Raw genomic sequence first — 14,602 nt, 5'->3', positions numbered from 1 at the left:
CGTTCTTGGCTACCGGTCCCTGCCCGCGCCCGCGGACGGAACCGCCGTGAAGAGCCTCGGCCGCGTGAGCGAGCGCGAGGCGAAGCCGGCGAGCACGGACCGCTCGACCTCGTCGTGCCGTTCGACAGGCACGAGGGCGATGGCCGAGCCACCGAAACCGCCGCCGACCATCCGGGCGCCCAGGGCACCGGCCGCCATCGCGGAGTCGACGGCGACGTCGAGCTCGAGGCACGAGACCCGGTAGTCGTCCCGGAGGCTCGCGTGCGAGCCCGAGAGGAGGGGACCGACGTCGGCGAGCCTGCTGTTGCGGAGCAGTTCGACGGTGCGCAGGACCCTGTCGTTCTCGGTCACGACGTGCCTTACCAGCGGACGCAGCTCTTCGGGCAGCCGGACGAGCGTCTGGTCGAGCTCGGCGATGTCGACATCGCGCAGCGCGGGAACACCGAGGATGCCGGCCGCGCGCTCGCAGCCTGCCCGCCGGGCGCCGTAGCCGCCGTCGACGAGGGCGTGGCTGGCGCGGGTGTCGATGACGAGGACCTCGAGCCCGCTGGCAGCCGCGTCGAACGCGACCTGCTCAGGCTTGCCGGAGCGCACGTCGTAAAACAGGGCGTGCGCTTCGATGCAGCACAGCGATGCCGTCTGATCGAGGATGCCGGTTGGCGCACCCACGAAGTCGTTCTCGGAGCGCTGCACCCAGCGCGCGATGTCCGCCCGCTCGGCGTCGACGCCGGCAAGGCCGAGCAACGCGAGCGCGACAGCGCATTCCAGAGCGTGCGAGGAGGAGAGACCGGCCCCCGCGGGAACGTCGCCCGCGATGACGAGATCCGCTCCACCGGTGACGGCGATCCCCTGCTCGCGCAGGGCCCAGGCGACGCCACCGGGGTACGCGGCCCACCCCTTGACGGTGCCGGGGACTAGGTCGGCGACCACGACCGGGTCCGCCTCCTGCAACCCGCCGTCGTCGCCCATCGTGCTGACGGTCATGACGCCGTCGGCACGGGGCGACGCCGCTACCGCGATGCGGTGCGGCAACGCGAACGGCAGCACGTAGCCGTCGTTGTAGTCGGTGTGCTCGCCGATGAGGTTGACGCGGCCCGGGGCCGACCAGACCCCGTCGGGCGCACGTCCGTGCAGGCGCTGAAACGCCTCGGCCGCCTTCTCAGCCGGTGTCGTCGCCTGGGTCACCGGGCGAGCACCATGACGGCGTGGGCGACCGCGGGGTCGAGCTCTGCCGTGGTGCCGTTGCCGCCGCGCACCTGGATGACCTTGGCGCCACCCAGCGCCTCGACCTCCACGGTGCCGCCCGGCACGACGCCGGCGCCCTTCAACTCGGCCATGAGGTCCGGGTCGAGCTGGACGTGCTCGGCGATGCGGCGCACCTCGACGCGACCGCCGCCGCGGCGGGCCACCTCGTCCACGCGCAGCAGGTCCGCCTCGGCGGGCGGGGCGGGCTCGCCGTCGCCCAGCTTGTCGAGGCCGGGGATCGGGTTGCCGTAGGGCGAGGTGGTGGGGTTGCCGAGGAGCTTGATGAGCTTGCGCTCGACCGCCTCGCTCATCACGTGCTCCCAGCGGCATGCCTCGCTGTGCACGTGCTCCCACTCGAGCCCGATGATGTCCACGAGGAGGCGCTCGGCCAGCCGGTGCTTGCGCATGACGGCGATCGCGAGGTTGCGGCCCTGCTCGGTGAGCTCGAGGTGGCGGTCCTCCGCCACGATGACCAAGCCGTCTCGTTCCATGCGGCCGACGGTCTGACTCACCGTCGGTCCACTTTGGCCGAGGCGCTCGGCGATGCGGGCGCGCAGAGGCACCACGCCCTCTTCTTCGAGCTCGTAGATCGTGCGGAGATACATCTCCGTGGTGTCGATGAGGTCGTTCACACCCGCTCCCCTTCGTATGGTGTCAATGGTAGTCGTGCCGGGGGACACAGGTGTCCGCGCGGGTGCAGGATGTGAGCCGTGCATCCCTTGATCACTCCTGAGGCCCTCGCCGATGCGCTGAGTGCGCGTTCGACCACCGTCGTGCTGGACGTCCGGTGGCGTCTCGGCGGACCACCCGGACGCCAAGACTACGAGGTCAGCCACGTGCCTGGCGCGGTGTACGTGGATCTGGACACCGAGCTGTCCGCTCCGCCCGGGATCGGGGGCCGTCATCCGCTGCCGGATCCGGAGCGGTTGCAGGAGGTGCTGCGCGGTGCGGGCGTGCGCGAGGGTGGTCAAGTCGTGGCATACGACGGTGGAGACGGGTCGGTCGCGGCGCGGGTGTGGTGGCTGCTGCGGTGGGCCGGGTTCGGTGAGGTCGCGGTGCTGGACGGCGGGTTCGCCGCGTGGGAGGCCGCCGGGCTGCCGGTGACCGCGGACGTGCCAGCGGCCCCGACGGGTGACACCGAGGGTGATGCCGGTGATGTGGTGGTGCGGCCTGGGCAGATGCCCGTGTTGGACGCGGACGAGGCCGCGGCGCTCGCTCGGGAAGGTGTGCTGCTCGACGCGCGGGCGGCTGCTCGGTATCGCGGGGAGACCGAGCCGGTGGATCCCAAGGCCGGGCATGTTCCGGGGGCGCTCAACGCGCCGACGACCGGGCATGTCGGAGCGGACGGGCGGTGGCTCGGGCGGGAGGAGTTGGCCGCGCGGTTCGCCGGGCTCGGGGTGTCGGGTGGTGTGGCTGTCGGCGCGTACTGCGGGTCGGGCGTCACCGCCTCGTCCGTGGTGCTTGCGTTGGAGGTCGCGGGGATCACGTCGGCCGAGAAGCCGGCGGCGTTGTACGCCGGGTCGTGGTCCAACTGGTGCGCGTTGGACCGGGAGGTCGCGACCAGCGGCTGATGTCGCCTGGCGGGGGCTAGGCGCTCGGGATGCGGTTGAAGCCCTCGGTGGCGAGTTTGAGGGCCGTGGCGCAGGTGTCCAGTTCCTCGATCGCCAGGACGCTCACCGAGAAGGCAGAGGTGATGGCGTTCGGGTCGTCGGTCAGCATGACGGTGACCTGGCAGTCCTCCTTGGAGGCGCTGACCTGCCATGCCGTGTTGCCGCCGATCTCGATCTGCTTCTTCTCGCCTTCCTGGTCCGCCACCTCGGGGACCGTGACCATCTGGGTGATGACCGTGGACGGGCCGGTGGTGGTGTGGATGCAGCCGCCGTCCGCCGAGGACTTGCCGCCGGTGGCGGCCTCGATGTCCGCCGCTTTCAGGATGCCGCAGGTTTCCAGGCCGACGGCCTTCTTCTTGGTGGTGATCTTCACGTCGCCCTGTTTCGGGGCGGTCGGGTCCGCCGGCTTGGAGGCCGGGGTGCTGGCGGGTGGTTTCTTCGTGGTCGTGGTGGGGTCGGCGGGTTCCTGGACCGCGTTCGGGTCTGCTGCCGCTGAGCCCTTGACCTGTTCGGCGCAGCCTGTGACGGCGGCGAGGGTCAGGCCCAGTGCGAGGAGGACGGCCGCTGGTCGCAGGTGCATGTCGCCTCTGACCCCTGTTCGGTGCGATCGGTTCCGGCCAGGTGCGCCAGAAGGGCGCGCCGGAATGTGGCGCCGGAAAAATGCGACTGTAGGTTGCTGGGCATGGGTAAGCCAGCCGCGGTTGTCTGGGACAGGTCCTTCCTCGGGTACGACCTCGGTGGCGACCATCCCCTGAATCCGGTTCGGCTCGACCTGACCGTCCGGCTCGCCACGGCGCTCGGCGTGCTGGACGGCGTTGAACTGAGGGTTCCCGTGCCGGCCGGCGACGAAGAGATCGAGCTGGTGCACAAGCCCGGCTATTTGAGTGCCGTGCAGGCGGCGCCCACGGCCGGGTGGGATGTCGGGCACGGGCTGGGGACGCCGGACAATCCCGTGTTCGAGCGGATGCACGAGGCTTCGGCGCTGGTCGTCGGCGGGTCGCTGGTGGCGGCTCGGGCCATCGCGTCGGGTGAGGTGGATCGGGCGGTCAACATCGCGGGTGGGTTGCACCACGCGATGCCGGACAGCGCGGCCGGGTTCTGCGTTTACAACGACTGCGCGGTGGCCATCGAGTGGCTGTTGCGCAGCGGGGTGGAACGCATCGCCTACGTCGATGTCGACGTGCATCACGGGGACGGGGTGCAGACGGCGTTCTGGGACGACCCGCGGGTGCTGACGATCTCGTTGCACCAGCATCCGATGAGCCTGTGGCCCGGTACCGGGTGGGCCGGTGAGGTCGGTGGCGCCGGGGCCGAGGGCAGTGCGGTCAACGTGCCGTTGCCCGCGGGGACGCGGGACGGCAGCTGGATGCGGGCGTTTCACGCGACGGTGCCCTCGTTGTTGCGGGCGTTCCGGCCGCAGGTGCTCGTGACGCAGTGCGGTGTCGACACGCACAAGGAGGATCCGCTCGCGGATCTGTCGTTGAGCGTTGACGGGCATCGGGCGATTTACCAGGCGTTCCGGGACCTGGTTAACGAGCACGGGTACAAGTGGCTCGCGCTCGGAGGTGGCGGGTACGAGCTGCTCAGGGTGGTGCCGCGGTCGTGGACGCACCTGCTGGCCACGGTCCTGGACCGCGATGTCGACCCGAACCGGCCGTTGCCGGCGGACTGGATCGCGCACGCGACACGGATCGCACCCGAGTGGCCTTTGCCTGCGTCGATGACGGATGGATGCGACCCTGGGCACCAGCCGTGGGGTGGGGACGCGGAGGAGCCGGTGGACAAGGCGATCCGCGAGACCCGTCGCGCTGTGTTCCCCTTGCATGGACTTGATCCCGACGACCCCAGGGACTGAAGCCACGTGGGCTCCGAAAACGGGCACAGAGATCCGTTCGACTTCCCGCGGCGCTGGGAGGCGGACGTCGTCCTCAGCGACGGCGGCACCGTCCACCTGCGTCCGATCACGCCGGACGACGGCGAGAAGCTGCGGGAGTTCCACGGCCGGTTGTCTGAACGGACGCGGTACTTCCGCTACTTCGGGCCGTATCCGCGGATCCCGCAGCGGGACCTCGACCGGTTCAGCACTGTCGACCACCACGACCGCGTCGCGCTGATCGCGCTCCTGGGCGACGACATCGTCGCCGTCGGGAGGTTCGACCGGCTGCACGGTGAGGGCCATCGGGGAGACAGCGCCGAGGTGGCGTTCGTCGTCGAGGACGGCCACCAGGGGCGCGGGCTGGGCAGCATCCTGCTCGAACACCTCGCCGCCGCGGCCAGGGAGGTCGGGCTGGAGCGGTTCGAGGCGGAGGTGCTCGCCGAGAACGGGCAGATGGTCCGGGTGTTCCGCGACGCCGGCTACCAGGTCAGCAGGGCGTTCGAGGAGGGCGTGCTGCACCTGGAGTTCGCGATCGACCCCACCGACGAGTCCGTCGCCGTCGCCAGGGCCCGCGAGCAGGCCGCCGAGGCCCGCAGCGTGCACAACCTGCTGCACCCTCGCAGCGTCGCGGTCATCGGCGCGTCCACCGATCCGACCAAGATCGGGCACGCGGTCCTCAAGAACCTCCTCGAAGCCGACTTCAACGGGCCCGTCTACCCCGTCAACGCCGAGCATCGCGCCGTACGGGGCGTGCGGGCCTATCCGACCGTGCTCGACATTCCCGACGACGTCGACCTCGCCGTCGTCGCCGTCCCCGCGGCCAGCGTCGACGAGGTCATGGACGGATGCCTTGCCAAGGGCGTGAAGGCGCTCGTCGTCGTCAGTTCGGGATACGGCGAGACGGGGCCCGACGGGCTGTCGGCCGAACGCAGGCTCGCGGCGGAGGCGAGAGCGCACGGCATGCGCGTCGTCGGTCCCAACGCACTGGGCGTGATCAACCTCGACCCCAAGGTCCGCCTCAACGCGAGCCTCGCCCCGAAGCTGCCGGCACGGGGCCGCGCGGGCTTCTTCTGCCAGTCCGGCGCACTGGGCACGGCCATCCTCGCCAACGCCGCCGGCTGGGGTCTGGGCCTGTCCACGTTCGTCTCGGCCGGCAACCGCGCCGACGTCTCCGGCAACGACCTGCTCCAGTACTGGGAGACCGACCCCGCCACCGACGTCGTCCTGCTCTACCTGGAGTCGTTCGGCAACCCGCGCAAGTTCGCGAGGCTCGCCCGCCGACTCGGCCGCACCAAGCCCATCGTCGCGGTGAAGTCCGGCCGGCACGCCGTCGTCCCCGGCCTCGCCGCCACCGCCGCGAAGGTCGACGAGTCGAGCGTCCAGGCCCTGTTCGAGCAGGCCGGCGTGATCCGGGTCGACTCGCTGGCCCAGCTGTTCGACACCGCGCTCCTGCTGGCCCACCAGCCGCTGCCCAAGGGCAAGCGCGTCGCCGTCGTCGGCAACTCCACCGCGATCGGCCTGCTCGCCGCCGACACGTTGCTCGCCCAGGACCTCGAACTCGCGGGCGATCCCATCGACGTCGGTGCCCAGGCCACGCCCGAGGAGTTCGCGAAGGCGGTCAAGGAGGCCCTGGACCGCGCCGACACCGACGCGCTCGTCGTCGTGTTCGTGCCTCCGATCGCGGTCCCCGGCGCCGCCTATGCGCGTGCGATCAAGGAGTCCGCGCACCGCACGAAGCCGATCGTCTCCACGTTCCTGGCGGTCGAGGGCATTCCCGACGAGCTCAAGATGCCCGGCAAGGGGTCGATCCCCAGCTACGCCAGCCCCGAACGCGCCGTGCTCTCCCTGGCCCGCGCCGTCCGCTATGCCCGCTGGCGTGCCGCGCCGCAGGGCAACTTCGTGCGTCCCGAAGGCATCGACGCCGACAAGGCGCGATCCATTGTGGACAACCCGTGGAGCGAAGTCCGCCTCGACGATCGCAAAGCCGTCGAACTGCTGGAGTGCTACGGCATCGACGTCGTCCCGTTCCGCATCGCCCACAGCGCCGAGGAAGCCGTGCAAGCGGCCGACGAACTCGGCTACCCCGTCGCGATGAAGGCCACCAGCGAACGCCTGCGCCACCGCACGGATCTCGTCGGCGTCCGACTCGACATCGCCCAAGCCGAATCGGTCACCGGGGCCTACCAGGACCTCGCCGAACTCTCCGGCAAACCGGGCGTGTACGTGCAACGCATGGCGCCCAAGGGAGTCAGCTGCGTCCTGGGCCTGCAGGACGACCCGAGCTTCGGCACGCTGGTCTGGTTCGGACTGTCGGGTCTGGTCAGTGATCTTCTCGGCGACCGGGCCTACCGGGCGGTACCGCTCACCGACACCGACGCGGCGGAACTCGTTGCCGCACCGAAAGCAGCGCCTCTGCTCACTGGTTACCGCGGCGACGAACCCGCAGACCTGAAAGCACTTCAGGATTTGGTACTCCGTTTGGCCGCGCTGGCCGAGGACCTTCCGGAGGTGCGTTCCCTGAAGCTCGAACCCGTTCTTGCTTCTGCCGCAGGGGCTTTCGTGAGCAGCGCCCGCATCGTCATCGGCCCGCCTCCGTCCCTGCACGACGCCGGTCCGCGTCGCCTGCGCTGACTCCTGGGCGACGCCGGACTGATCTGTTACCGCACCGATTCCGTTGTTTCCATTCGTGTCGAGGTATGGACATGCGTCGGTTCGCCGCTTAGGTTTCCCGCATCGCCCAGCAGCGCCGAAGCAGGTGCGCAGGCGCATGCCCGTGGAATACCGCTGTAGTGGATGACCGCTGTAAGAGGGACGAATGACGCCGAGAGCACTTCTCCGCCTGGTCGCGACAACATGTGCGGCCGTGCTCCTGCTCGCCTCGTGCGCGGGTGGCGGCGGGTCCGGTATGGCCAGCAAGGTCAGTTCGGACGACCGCATGGTCATCGCCGTGTCGTACGACCAGCCGGGACTGTCGATCCGCAGGCTCGACGGCAGCTACCGCGGGTTCGACGTCGACGTCGCCAAGTACATCGCGAACGAACTGGGCGTCAAAGAGGAGAACATCACCTGGAAGGAAGCGCAGCCCGGCAACCGGGAGACGCTGCTGACCAGCGGTGAGGCCGACATGGTCGTCTCCACCTACTCGATCACGGACAAGCGCAAGCAGATCGTCGACTTCGTCGGCCCGTACTTCGTCGCGGGCCAGGACCTGCTGGTGCGCATGAACGAGAACCGCATCGAAGGCCCCAAGTCGCTCAACTCGACCCTGCGCCTGTGTTCCACCGCCGGCTCGACCTCGGCCGAGTACGTCCGCGACCAGTTCGCGAAGGACGTGAAGATGGTCGAGTACGCCAAGTTCAGCGACTGCGTCACGGCGCTGCTCGCGGAGAACGTCGACGCCGTCACCACCGACGACGTACTGCTCGCGGGCTACGCCGCCCAGAACCCGGAGCTCCTGCGGGTCGTCGGCGACCCGTTCAGCAAGGAGGAGTACGGCGTCGGCCTGCACCGCGACGACCCCGCCAGCAAGACGAAGGTCCAGGCCGCGATGCAGAAGATGATCGACACGGGTGCCTGGCGCAAGTCGCTCGAGGTCAACATCGGATCTTCCGGCTACAAGATTCCCGACCCGCCGAAGCTGGCCCCCTGATCACACGGGGCGTCACGTAGGCTCACGCCACGTGAACCGCGTCCCGCCGCACCGCGCTGATCGACCCGTTCGCGCGGGCATTCCAGAACACGGCAGAGTCCCGCGCTACTACGCGGTCAAGGCCGAGCTGTTCGACCTCGTCGAGAACCTCGGCGAAGGCACCGTCCTGCCCTCCGAACGTGAACTCGCCGAACGGTTCTCCGTCTCGCGCGTCACGTTGCGGCAGGCCGTCAGCGAACTCGTGCTCGAAGGCAAGCTCATCCGCCGGCAGGGCAGCGGCACGTTCGTCGCGCCGCCCAAGCTCGTCCAGCCGTTGTCCCTGGTCAGCTACACCGAGGGCATGCGTCGTCAGGGCGTTGAGCCGAACCGCACGGTCATCACGGTCGAGGAGCTCGGCGCCGACGAGGGCCTGGCCCGCGACCTGATGCTCGAACCCGGCGACCCGATCGTGCACCTCGAACGCGTCCTGCTCGCCGACGACGAACGCATCGGCCTCGAGTCGACGTACCTGAGCCTCGGGCGCTTCCCGGACCTGCTGGAGAAGCTCGACCCCGCCGGCTCGCTCTACGCGTGTCTCACCGAACGGCTCGGCGTCCGTTTCGCCGAGGCCGAGGAACGCGTCGAGACGGTGCTCGCCACGCCCCGCGAGGCGTTGCTGATCGGCACGAACCCGGCGCTGCCCATGCTGTTGCTGCACCGCGTCTCCTACGACGTCGACGGCCACCCGATCGAACGCGCCCGCTCGCTCTACCGCGGTGATCGGTTCAGCTTCGTGGCCAGGCTGCACGCGGACCGCTAGCCGGTTCATTCGGAACGGAACAGGATCGGTCTCCGAAGCGTCTGAGGATCATGGCGCTGGAACCGGAGATCGGGCTCGTCGGCAGGGACGACATCACCGCGTTGGTGGAGTCCCTCGTGGAACGCCGCGCGAAACACCCCCTGCCGGTGATCGTCGCGTTCGGCCCCGGCGGCAGCGGCAAGACGTCGTTGCTCGACCACGTCCGCCGGCGGTACCGCGACGCGCCGACGGCGAAGGTCGACCTCGACAAGGCCGGATCCCGTTCCTGCAAGGACATCCTCGACGTCGCCGCCGAGCAGCTGCGCTCCTACCGGCACGCCGAGTTCGGCCGCATGCGGTTGCCGCGCTACGACCTCGCCCGGCTCGCGCTCCACACCGAGCCCGCGGACGATCCGCACCACCGCGCCCGTGAGCTCGCCGCCAAGCAGATGACCCGGCTCGTCGCGGTGGCCGACGCCGCCGAGGTCGTCGAGATGCTGCCGCCCGCCCAGGGCCTGGGCAAGGTGTTGCGGCCGTTGCTGTTGTGGCTCATCGGGCTCGCGGTCGTCGCGCCGCGGCCGTTGCGCTGGCTGCTGGGTGGGCCGCGGGTCGCGAGTGCGTTGCGCTGGTTCGAGAACTACGCCGGCCAGGAACTGAAATCGGGACAGCGCCTGAAGTTCGACGCCGCACTCGTGCACACGTGGAGCCTCCACCGCTCCGGTGACACGCTGGAGATCGACCGCCTGCTCGTCGCCGCCTTCCTCGCCGACATCACGGCCGCCTACCGGTTTCGCCGTTACCGCAGGATGAACAGCCTCCTGCTGCTCGACGGCGCCGACCTGCTCGACGGCATCGACTCCTACCTGCCCCCGAAACGGCCGCGGCCCGCCGCGCGGGCGACCGACTTCCTGAGCCTGCTCGCCGAGCGCCGCGCGAAGGAACCGAACGTGCCGCTGCTCGTGATCGCCACCAAGCAGTCCGCGCCCGCATTGGACGACTCGGCGGTCTTCAAGCCGGTGCGCCTGGAACCCTTCACCCTGGCGCAGACGCGGCAGTTCCTCGCCGAGTGGAACCGCACCCGCAACAGCACGGTCGAGTCCGAGGCGCTCGTGGAGGAGTTGCAGGAGGTCACGCACGGCCACCCGCTCGCGGTGCGGCTCGCCATCCAGCTCGTGCAGTTCGTGTTCGCGCGAGACCAGGTGCTGCCGTCGGTGCGGTCGGTCTTCGACGAACGGCTGCCGGTCGACGAGACCACGACGTTCCAGGACGCCACCGTCGGCGACTACCTGCTTCTCCGCTTCTTCCAACGCATTCCGGGCACCGAGGAGATGCCCGAACGCGAGGCGGCGCGCGAGATCTTCGCCCGTCTCGCCGCTCCGCGGGTGCTCGACCGGCACGTGATCCGCGCGCTGCTGCCGCCGTCGTGGTCGGCCGAGAACATGCGCGCTCTGCTGGCACAGCTCAGCTTCGTCGGCCAGGAGGGCGAGAACTTCGTCCTGCACCCGCTGTTGCGCGACCTTCTCGCACGCAGGCTCCGTGATGTTCCCGCGGACCAGCCGTTCTCGCACGCGAACGTCCACCGGTTGCTGAAGGACCGCTACGACAGCCTCGGGCAACGCGAGGACGCGCTCTACCACGCACTCGCGCTCGGCCAAGTCCATCTCGTCGCGCATCGCCTGCGCCCGCACGTCGACGAACGCAGCGACCGCTGGATCGCCGAGCTCGCCGCCATCGCCGAGGCCCCGATGCCACCGGGCGAAGGCGAACCGGAGTTCGACGAAGAGCCGCGCGCGTGGTGGGAGCGCCTGCGAACCGGCACGAAACGCAACCTGCATCGCCGCTACGACAGCGTCGTGCGCCCGGAGACGGGGCTGCTGGAGGACGCGGTCATCGCGACGTGGGAACTGCGCTCCCGCAGCAGGACCGTCCGCCCGACCGTCGAGATGTACGACCAGGTTCTGCGCACCCACCAGGAACTCGACGGCGCCGAGGAACGCCTGACCGCCTACCGCACGGCGAAACGCGCGCTGGAGCACAACACGCCCGCGTCGCCGCCGGTGTCGTTGCCGCGCCCGTCCACGGTCGGCAGGTTCCCGTATCCGCGGCGCTGGCCGGGTCGCAACTCGGTGCGCCGCGTGACCGTCTATCTCGTCGTCGTGCTGCTCGCTTTGTACGGCGCGGCTTTCTACCTCCAGAACAGCACCAACTGCTTGCGTTACGGCGTTCTCGAACCCGCCGAGCTCGTCGCGGACCTCAGAGGTGAACGCACGCGCATGTCCAAAATGGATGGAGTGCAATGTGTTGGCTTGAGTGAGAAGCCGGGCAGGTTCGCGTACGGCGACCCGGCCGCGCAGAACAACGACGACGCCGAAGTGGAGGAGCTCGCGACGCTTATCGCGGAGGAGAACGACCGCGCCACCAAGGTGAAGGACCGCAGCGTCGTCACGATCGTCGTCGCCACCATGCTCAGTTCCAGCGAACGCGTGAAGCGGGACCTGTCCGCGGGCGTGAACGAACTGCGCGGCGCCTACCTCGCCCAGCGCGACTGGAACCAGCTCGACGGACTCGGACGCAATCCTTTGGTGCGCCTGGTTCTCGCGAACTTCGGAGGCGAGTCCAAGTACGCGGAGAACGTCGCGAAGCAGATCCGCGACTACGCCGCGCGGGACTCGTCGGTGATCGCCGTGACGGGTCTCGGGCAGAGCCGCGAGACCACCCAGTCGGCGCTCGCCGTGCTGGCCCCGTCGAAGGAACAGCCGACCGGCATCCCGATGGTCGGGTCTTCGTTGTCGTCGACGAACTTCAGCCAGAAGCCGTACTTCTTCCGCGTCGCGCCGGCCAACGACCGTCAGGCGCAGGTCGCCGCCCGCATCATCGAACGCACCGAAGCGCTGCGCGGTCGCCCGTTGCATCTCGTGCGCAGCCCGGGAGACGAGTACAGCTCGGATCTCGCCGAGAAGTTCGAAGCTGTGCTCAAGCCCGAACGCCACGACTACGACGAGACGGCCAACGCGGTCACCACCCAGCTGGGGCAGGTGGTGACGGACATCTGCGAGAAGGCTCCGAACCCGCTCATCCTCTACACGGGCCGCACCGCGGAGGTCGGCGGGCTCCTGACCGAACTCAGCCACAGCAACTGCACCGACCCGGTGGTGTTCGGCGGCGACGACCTGACCCAGCTGGAGACGACGAACTTCACGGATCTGGAAGACGTCAAACGATTCGCCGACGGCCGGCTCTACTTCACGACGTTCGCGTGGACGCCGGGCCGCGAGCCGATTCCCCAACCGACGCAACAGTTCTTCACCACGTACGAGGCCGCCCAGAAGAAACACGCCAGAAGGGCATTCCTTTCGGGCCCCAACGGACACGTCCTGCTCGCTTATGACGCCGTCAGCGTTGTCGCGCGGCAGACGTCCGTTGGTGCGTCACGAGAAGACCTCTACGAAAGGCTGCGCACTTTGCGTGACTTCCCGGGCGCGTCCGGGAGGCTGACATTCGACCGGACCGGTGCGAGCGGCACATCCGGCGCCGACCCGGCCGACAAGCTGGTCGTGGGCCAGATCGTCAAGCTGGACAACGGTTTCCTCGTTTCCCGCTACGTGTCGCACGAAGGAACGTGACCATCAGGTGAAGTGACTGCGGGTCACCGCACCCCGTGCGGGTGCAGGAAAGATACCGCCCGTTCGCACTCGTTTCCCGCTCAAGTCGCGGAGGTACTGTTGACGCTACGAACTTCAGGCGTCCGCAACGGTGCGGAGGAGCGGGGTGTGCCGTGTCCTTCAAGGCGGAGTTCCTCGCAGAACTCGAGGATTGCCTGCGCGGCTACGGCGCGGTCCCGGTGAGCAATCCCGACGCACTCGCGTTGTTCATCGAGTTCGTGCGAGCCCTTCCGGCGAGTGACCAGAGGCTGCGTTGCCTCGAAGGTGTCGACCAGGGTTCCGGGTCGTTCTGGAACAACCCGGCGGTGTGGTGGGAGCAGGTGCCGAGGTTCGGCGCGGGACTTCCCCGTTGCGGATCGGCGGAGTGCCGCAAGCTGCTGGACGACATGCTCGACGAGGCGATCAGCGACGAGATCGACGTGCTCGAGATGGAGATCCGCGAACTGCCCAGCTGAGGCTGGAAGAGGTCCGGACATGCCTGCCGGCGCCGCCACCTGTTACGGCCACGGCGCCGGGGCTTCCAGCACTTATTTGACGGCGACCAGCGACTTGAACAATTCCCGATAGCGGTGGAGAGCCAGTCGCAGGTCCTCGGTCTGTGGATCACCGTTTCCCTCGAGCTGCTTGGTGAGGGAGCGGTGGCGCGTGTTCAGTTCCTCGAGGGCGCGGGTCACGAGGTCGTCGGCCTTGCGAACGGCGGCCTTCGGGTCGTCGACGAACTCGTACTGCACCGACTGCCACTCGTCCTCGAGCTTGCTGGACAGCTTCTGGTCGGTGCGCGGCTGGTCGGCGCGCTGCGACCCGGTGGGCTGCCGGTCGGTGCGGTTCTGCTCGCCGCGCTCGTGCTCGGTGCGCTGCGCTTCCGTGCGCTGGTGCTCGGTCCGCTGAGCCTCGGTCTTCGCGTCAGTCCGGCTCGGGTCCGTCCGGTTCACGTCGGCCCGCTGGGCCTCGGTGCGCTGCGCGTCGGTCCGATTCGCGTCGGTCCGATTCGCGTCGGTGCGCTGAGTGTCAGTGCGCTGAGCGTCGGTCCGGCTCGCGTCGGTCCGGTTCGCGTCGGTGCGCTGGGCCTCGGTGCGTTGCGCGTCAGTCCGTTCCGCGTCGGTGCGCTGCGTCTGCTGCGGGGTGCGGTCACCCTGCTGCGGACGAGCCGGAGTGGGAACCCCAGCGGCGTGAGTCGGTGCCTCAGACATCAGTCTTCTCCTTCCGCACGGTTTCCCTGTCCTTGCGCGGCTCGGCGCCGTGTTCGAGCAGATCCGTGAAGAGTTCGCGGTAGTGGACCATCGCCGTGCGCAGGTCCTCGGTGCTCGTTTCGCCGAGCTCGTGGCGCTCGGAAATGTCGTGCGCCTTGCGGTAGTGCTCCAAGGTCCGCGCGTGCTCGACGGACAGAACGCTCAGCTGCGCCTCGTAACCCTCGGTGGGGTACCCGCGCTCGGACATCAGATCGGTCACGAGCCGGTCGGCGTCCGCGATCGCACTCTCCGGCGAGTCGACGAACTTCGTCTGCACGTTCGCCCAGTGCCGGCGGTAACTCTCCTGTGCCGTCTGGGAAAGCGACTTCAGGTCGAACTCGCTGTGGCGGTGCTCCCGCTCCGCGAGTTCCTTCTCCGCGGCCGTTCTGCTGTCGCTGTCCGTGACCGCGCGGTCGTATTCAGGGCCGAAGCGGTCACGCAGCTTCTTGCGCTGCATAGCGGGCCTCAGCACGAACGCGAGGACCGCCAGCACCACTAGAACCGCGACCACCAGGCCGATGATGGCGCCCGTTGACATGGAAAAACCTCCAAG

12 protein-coding genes are annotated in these 14,602 nt (G+C 69.1%); 7 read left to right on the top strand and 5 right to left on the bottom strand.

Annotated elements, in window-relative coordinates; translation table 11 throughout:
• Positions 1-9 precede the first annotated feature (9 nt).
• Both galK and SK854_RS28910 read right to left on the bottom strand, forming a co-directional pair.
• Positions 10-1,185, bottom strand: a complete 1,176-nt coding sequence (gene galK, locus SK854_RS28915) for a galactokinase (RefSeq protein ID WP_319978275.1) — start codon at positions 1,183-1,185, stop codon at positions 10-12.
• Positions 1,182-1,877, bottom strand: a complete 696-nt coding sequence (locus SK854_RS28910; protein WP_319978274.1) for a metal-dependent transcriptional regulator — start codon at positions 1,875-1,877, stop codon at positions 1,182-1,184. The genes galK and SK854_RS28910 overlap by 4 nt, the downstream gene beginning before the upstream one ends.
• 78 nt (positions 1,878-1,955) lie before the next feature.
• Here SK854_RS28910 and SK854_RS28905 point away from each other — a divergent pair, with 78 nt between their 5' ends.
• Entirely contained in the window at positions 1,956-2,816 is an 861-nt protein-coding gene (locus tag SK854_RS28905; RefSeq protein ID WP_319978273.1) for a sulfurtransferase, read from the top strand.
• Positions 2,817-2,832: 16 nt separating this feature from the next.
• Here SK854_RS28905 and SK854_RS28900 read toward each other — a convergent pair whose 3' ends face one another.
• On the bottom strand, positions 2,833-3,435 hold the full coding sequence (locus SK854_RS28900) for a DUF3558 domain-containing protein (protein WP_319978272.1): 603 nt from the start codon (positions 3,433-3,435) through the stop codon (positions 2,833-2,835).
• 102 nt (positions 3,436-3,537) lie between these two features.
• Between SK854_RS28900 and SK854_RS28895 the strand changes: the two genes are divergently transcribed.
• From SK854_RS28895 to SK854_RS28870, 6 genes are all read left to right on the top strand, one after another.
• Complete coding sequence (locus SK854_RS28895; RefSeq protein ID WP_319978271.1) at positions 3,538-4,710, top strand: acetoin utilization protein AcuC; 1,173 nt, start codon at positions 3,538-3,540, stop codon at positions 4,708-4,710.
• A gap of 6 nt (positions 4,711-4,716) precedes the next feature.
• Positions 4,717-7,362: a bifunctional acetate--CoA ligase family protein/GNAT family N-acetyltransferase gene (locus SK854_RS28890; RefSeq protein ID WP_319978270.1), complete on the top strand. Its 2,646-nt coding sequence runs from the start codon at positions 4,717-4,719 to the stop codon at positions 7,360-7,362.
• Between the two features lie 184 nt (positions 7,363-7,546).
• On the top strand, positions 7,547-8,380 hold the full coding sequence (locus SK854_RS28885; RefSeq protein ID WP_319978269.1) for a glutamate ABC transporter substrate-binding protein: 834 nt from the start codon (positions 7,547-7,549) through the stop codon (positions 8,378-8,380).
• A 31-nt stretch (positions 8,381-8,411) separates the two neighbouring features.
• Complete coding sequence (locus tag SK854_RS28880; protein ID WP_319978268.1) at positions 8,412-9,179, top strand: GntR family transcriptional regulator; 768 nt, start codon at positions 8,412-8,414, stop codon at positions 9,177-9,179.
• 50 nt (positions 9,180-9,229) lie between these two features.
• Positions 9,230-12,781: an ABC transporter substrate-binding protein gene (locus tag SK854_RS28875; protein ID WP_319978267.1), complete on the top strand. Its 3,552-nt coding sequence runs from the start codon at positions 9,230-9,232 to the stop codon at positions 12,779-12,781.
• Positions 12,782-12,933: 152 nt separating this feature from the next.
• The gene (locus SK854_RS28870) at positions 12,934-13,275 is read left to right on the top strand and encodes a hypothetical protein (protein ID WP_093599595.1); all 342 of its coding nucleotides are present in this window, start codon (positions 12,934-12,936) and stop codon (positions 13,273-13,275) included.
• Positions 13,276-13,347: 72 nt separating this feature from the next.
• Here SK854_RS28870 and SK854_RS28865 read toward each other — a convergent pair whose 3' ends face one another.
• Both SK854_RS28865 and SK854_RS28860 read right to left on the bottom strand, forming a co-directional pair.
• A complete protein-coding gene (locus SK854_RS28865; RefSeq protein WP_319978266.1) occupies positions 13,348-14,010 on the bottom strand; it encodes a hypothetical protein in 663 nt (220 codons plus the stop codon).
• Positions 14,003-14,587 (bottom strand): hypothetical protein, encoded by a 585-nt coding sequence (locus SK854_RS28860; RefSeq protein WP_319978265.1) that lies wholly within the window; start codon positions 14,585-14,587, stop codon positions 14,003-14,005. The genes SK854_RS28865 and SK854_RS28860 overlap by 8 nt, the downstream gene beginning before the upstream one ends.
• Positions 14,588-14,602 lie beyond the last annotated feature (15 nt).

Origin of the sequence: Lentzea sokolovensis, assembly GCF_033949975.1 — a bacterium.
Taxonomy (GTDB): domain Bacteria; phylum Actinomycetota; class Actinomycetes; order Mycobacteriales; family Pseudonocardiaceae; genus Lentzea; species Lentzea sokolovensis.
Note: the sequence above shows the minus strand (reverse complement) of the source record. Positions and strands in the feature narration are given on the sequence as shown.

What these genes read in the sequence shown, in the direction of transcription:
- SK854_RS28900 (WP_319978272.1), bottom strand. Translation starts at nt 3,435, where the DNA reads ATGCACCTGCGACCAGCGGCCGTCCTCCTCGCACTGGGCCTGACCCTC.
- SK854_RS28895 (WP_319978271.1), top strand. Translation starts at nt 3,538, where the DNA reads ATGGGTAAGCCAGCCGCGGTTGTCTGGGACAGGTCCTTCCTCGGGTAC.
- SK854_RS28885 (WP_319978269.1), top strand. Translation starts at nt 7,547, where the DNA reads ATGACGCCGAGAGCACTTCTCCGCCTGGTCGCGACAACATGTGCGGCC.
- SK854_RS28875 (WP_319978267.1), top strand. Translation starts at nt 9,230, where the DNA reads ATGGCGCTGGAACCGGAGATCGGGCTCGTCGGCAGGGACGACATCACC.
- SK854_RS28865 (WP_319978266.1), bottom strand. Translation starts at nt 14,010, where the DNA reads ATGTCTGAGGCACCGACTCACGCCGCTGGGGTTCCCACTCCGGCTCGT.
- SK854_RS28860 (WP_319978265.1), bottom strand. Translation starts at nt 14,587, where the DNA reads ATGTCAACGGGCGCCATCATCGGCCTGGTGGTCGCGGTTCTAGTGGTG.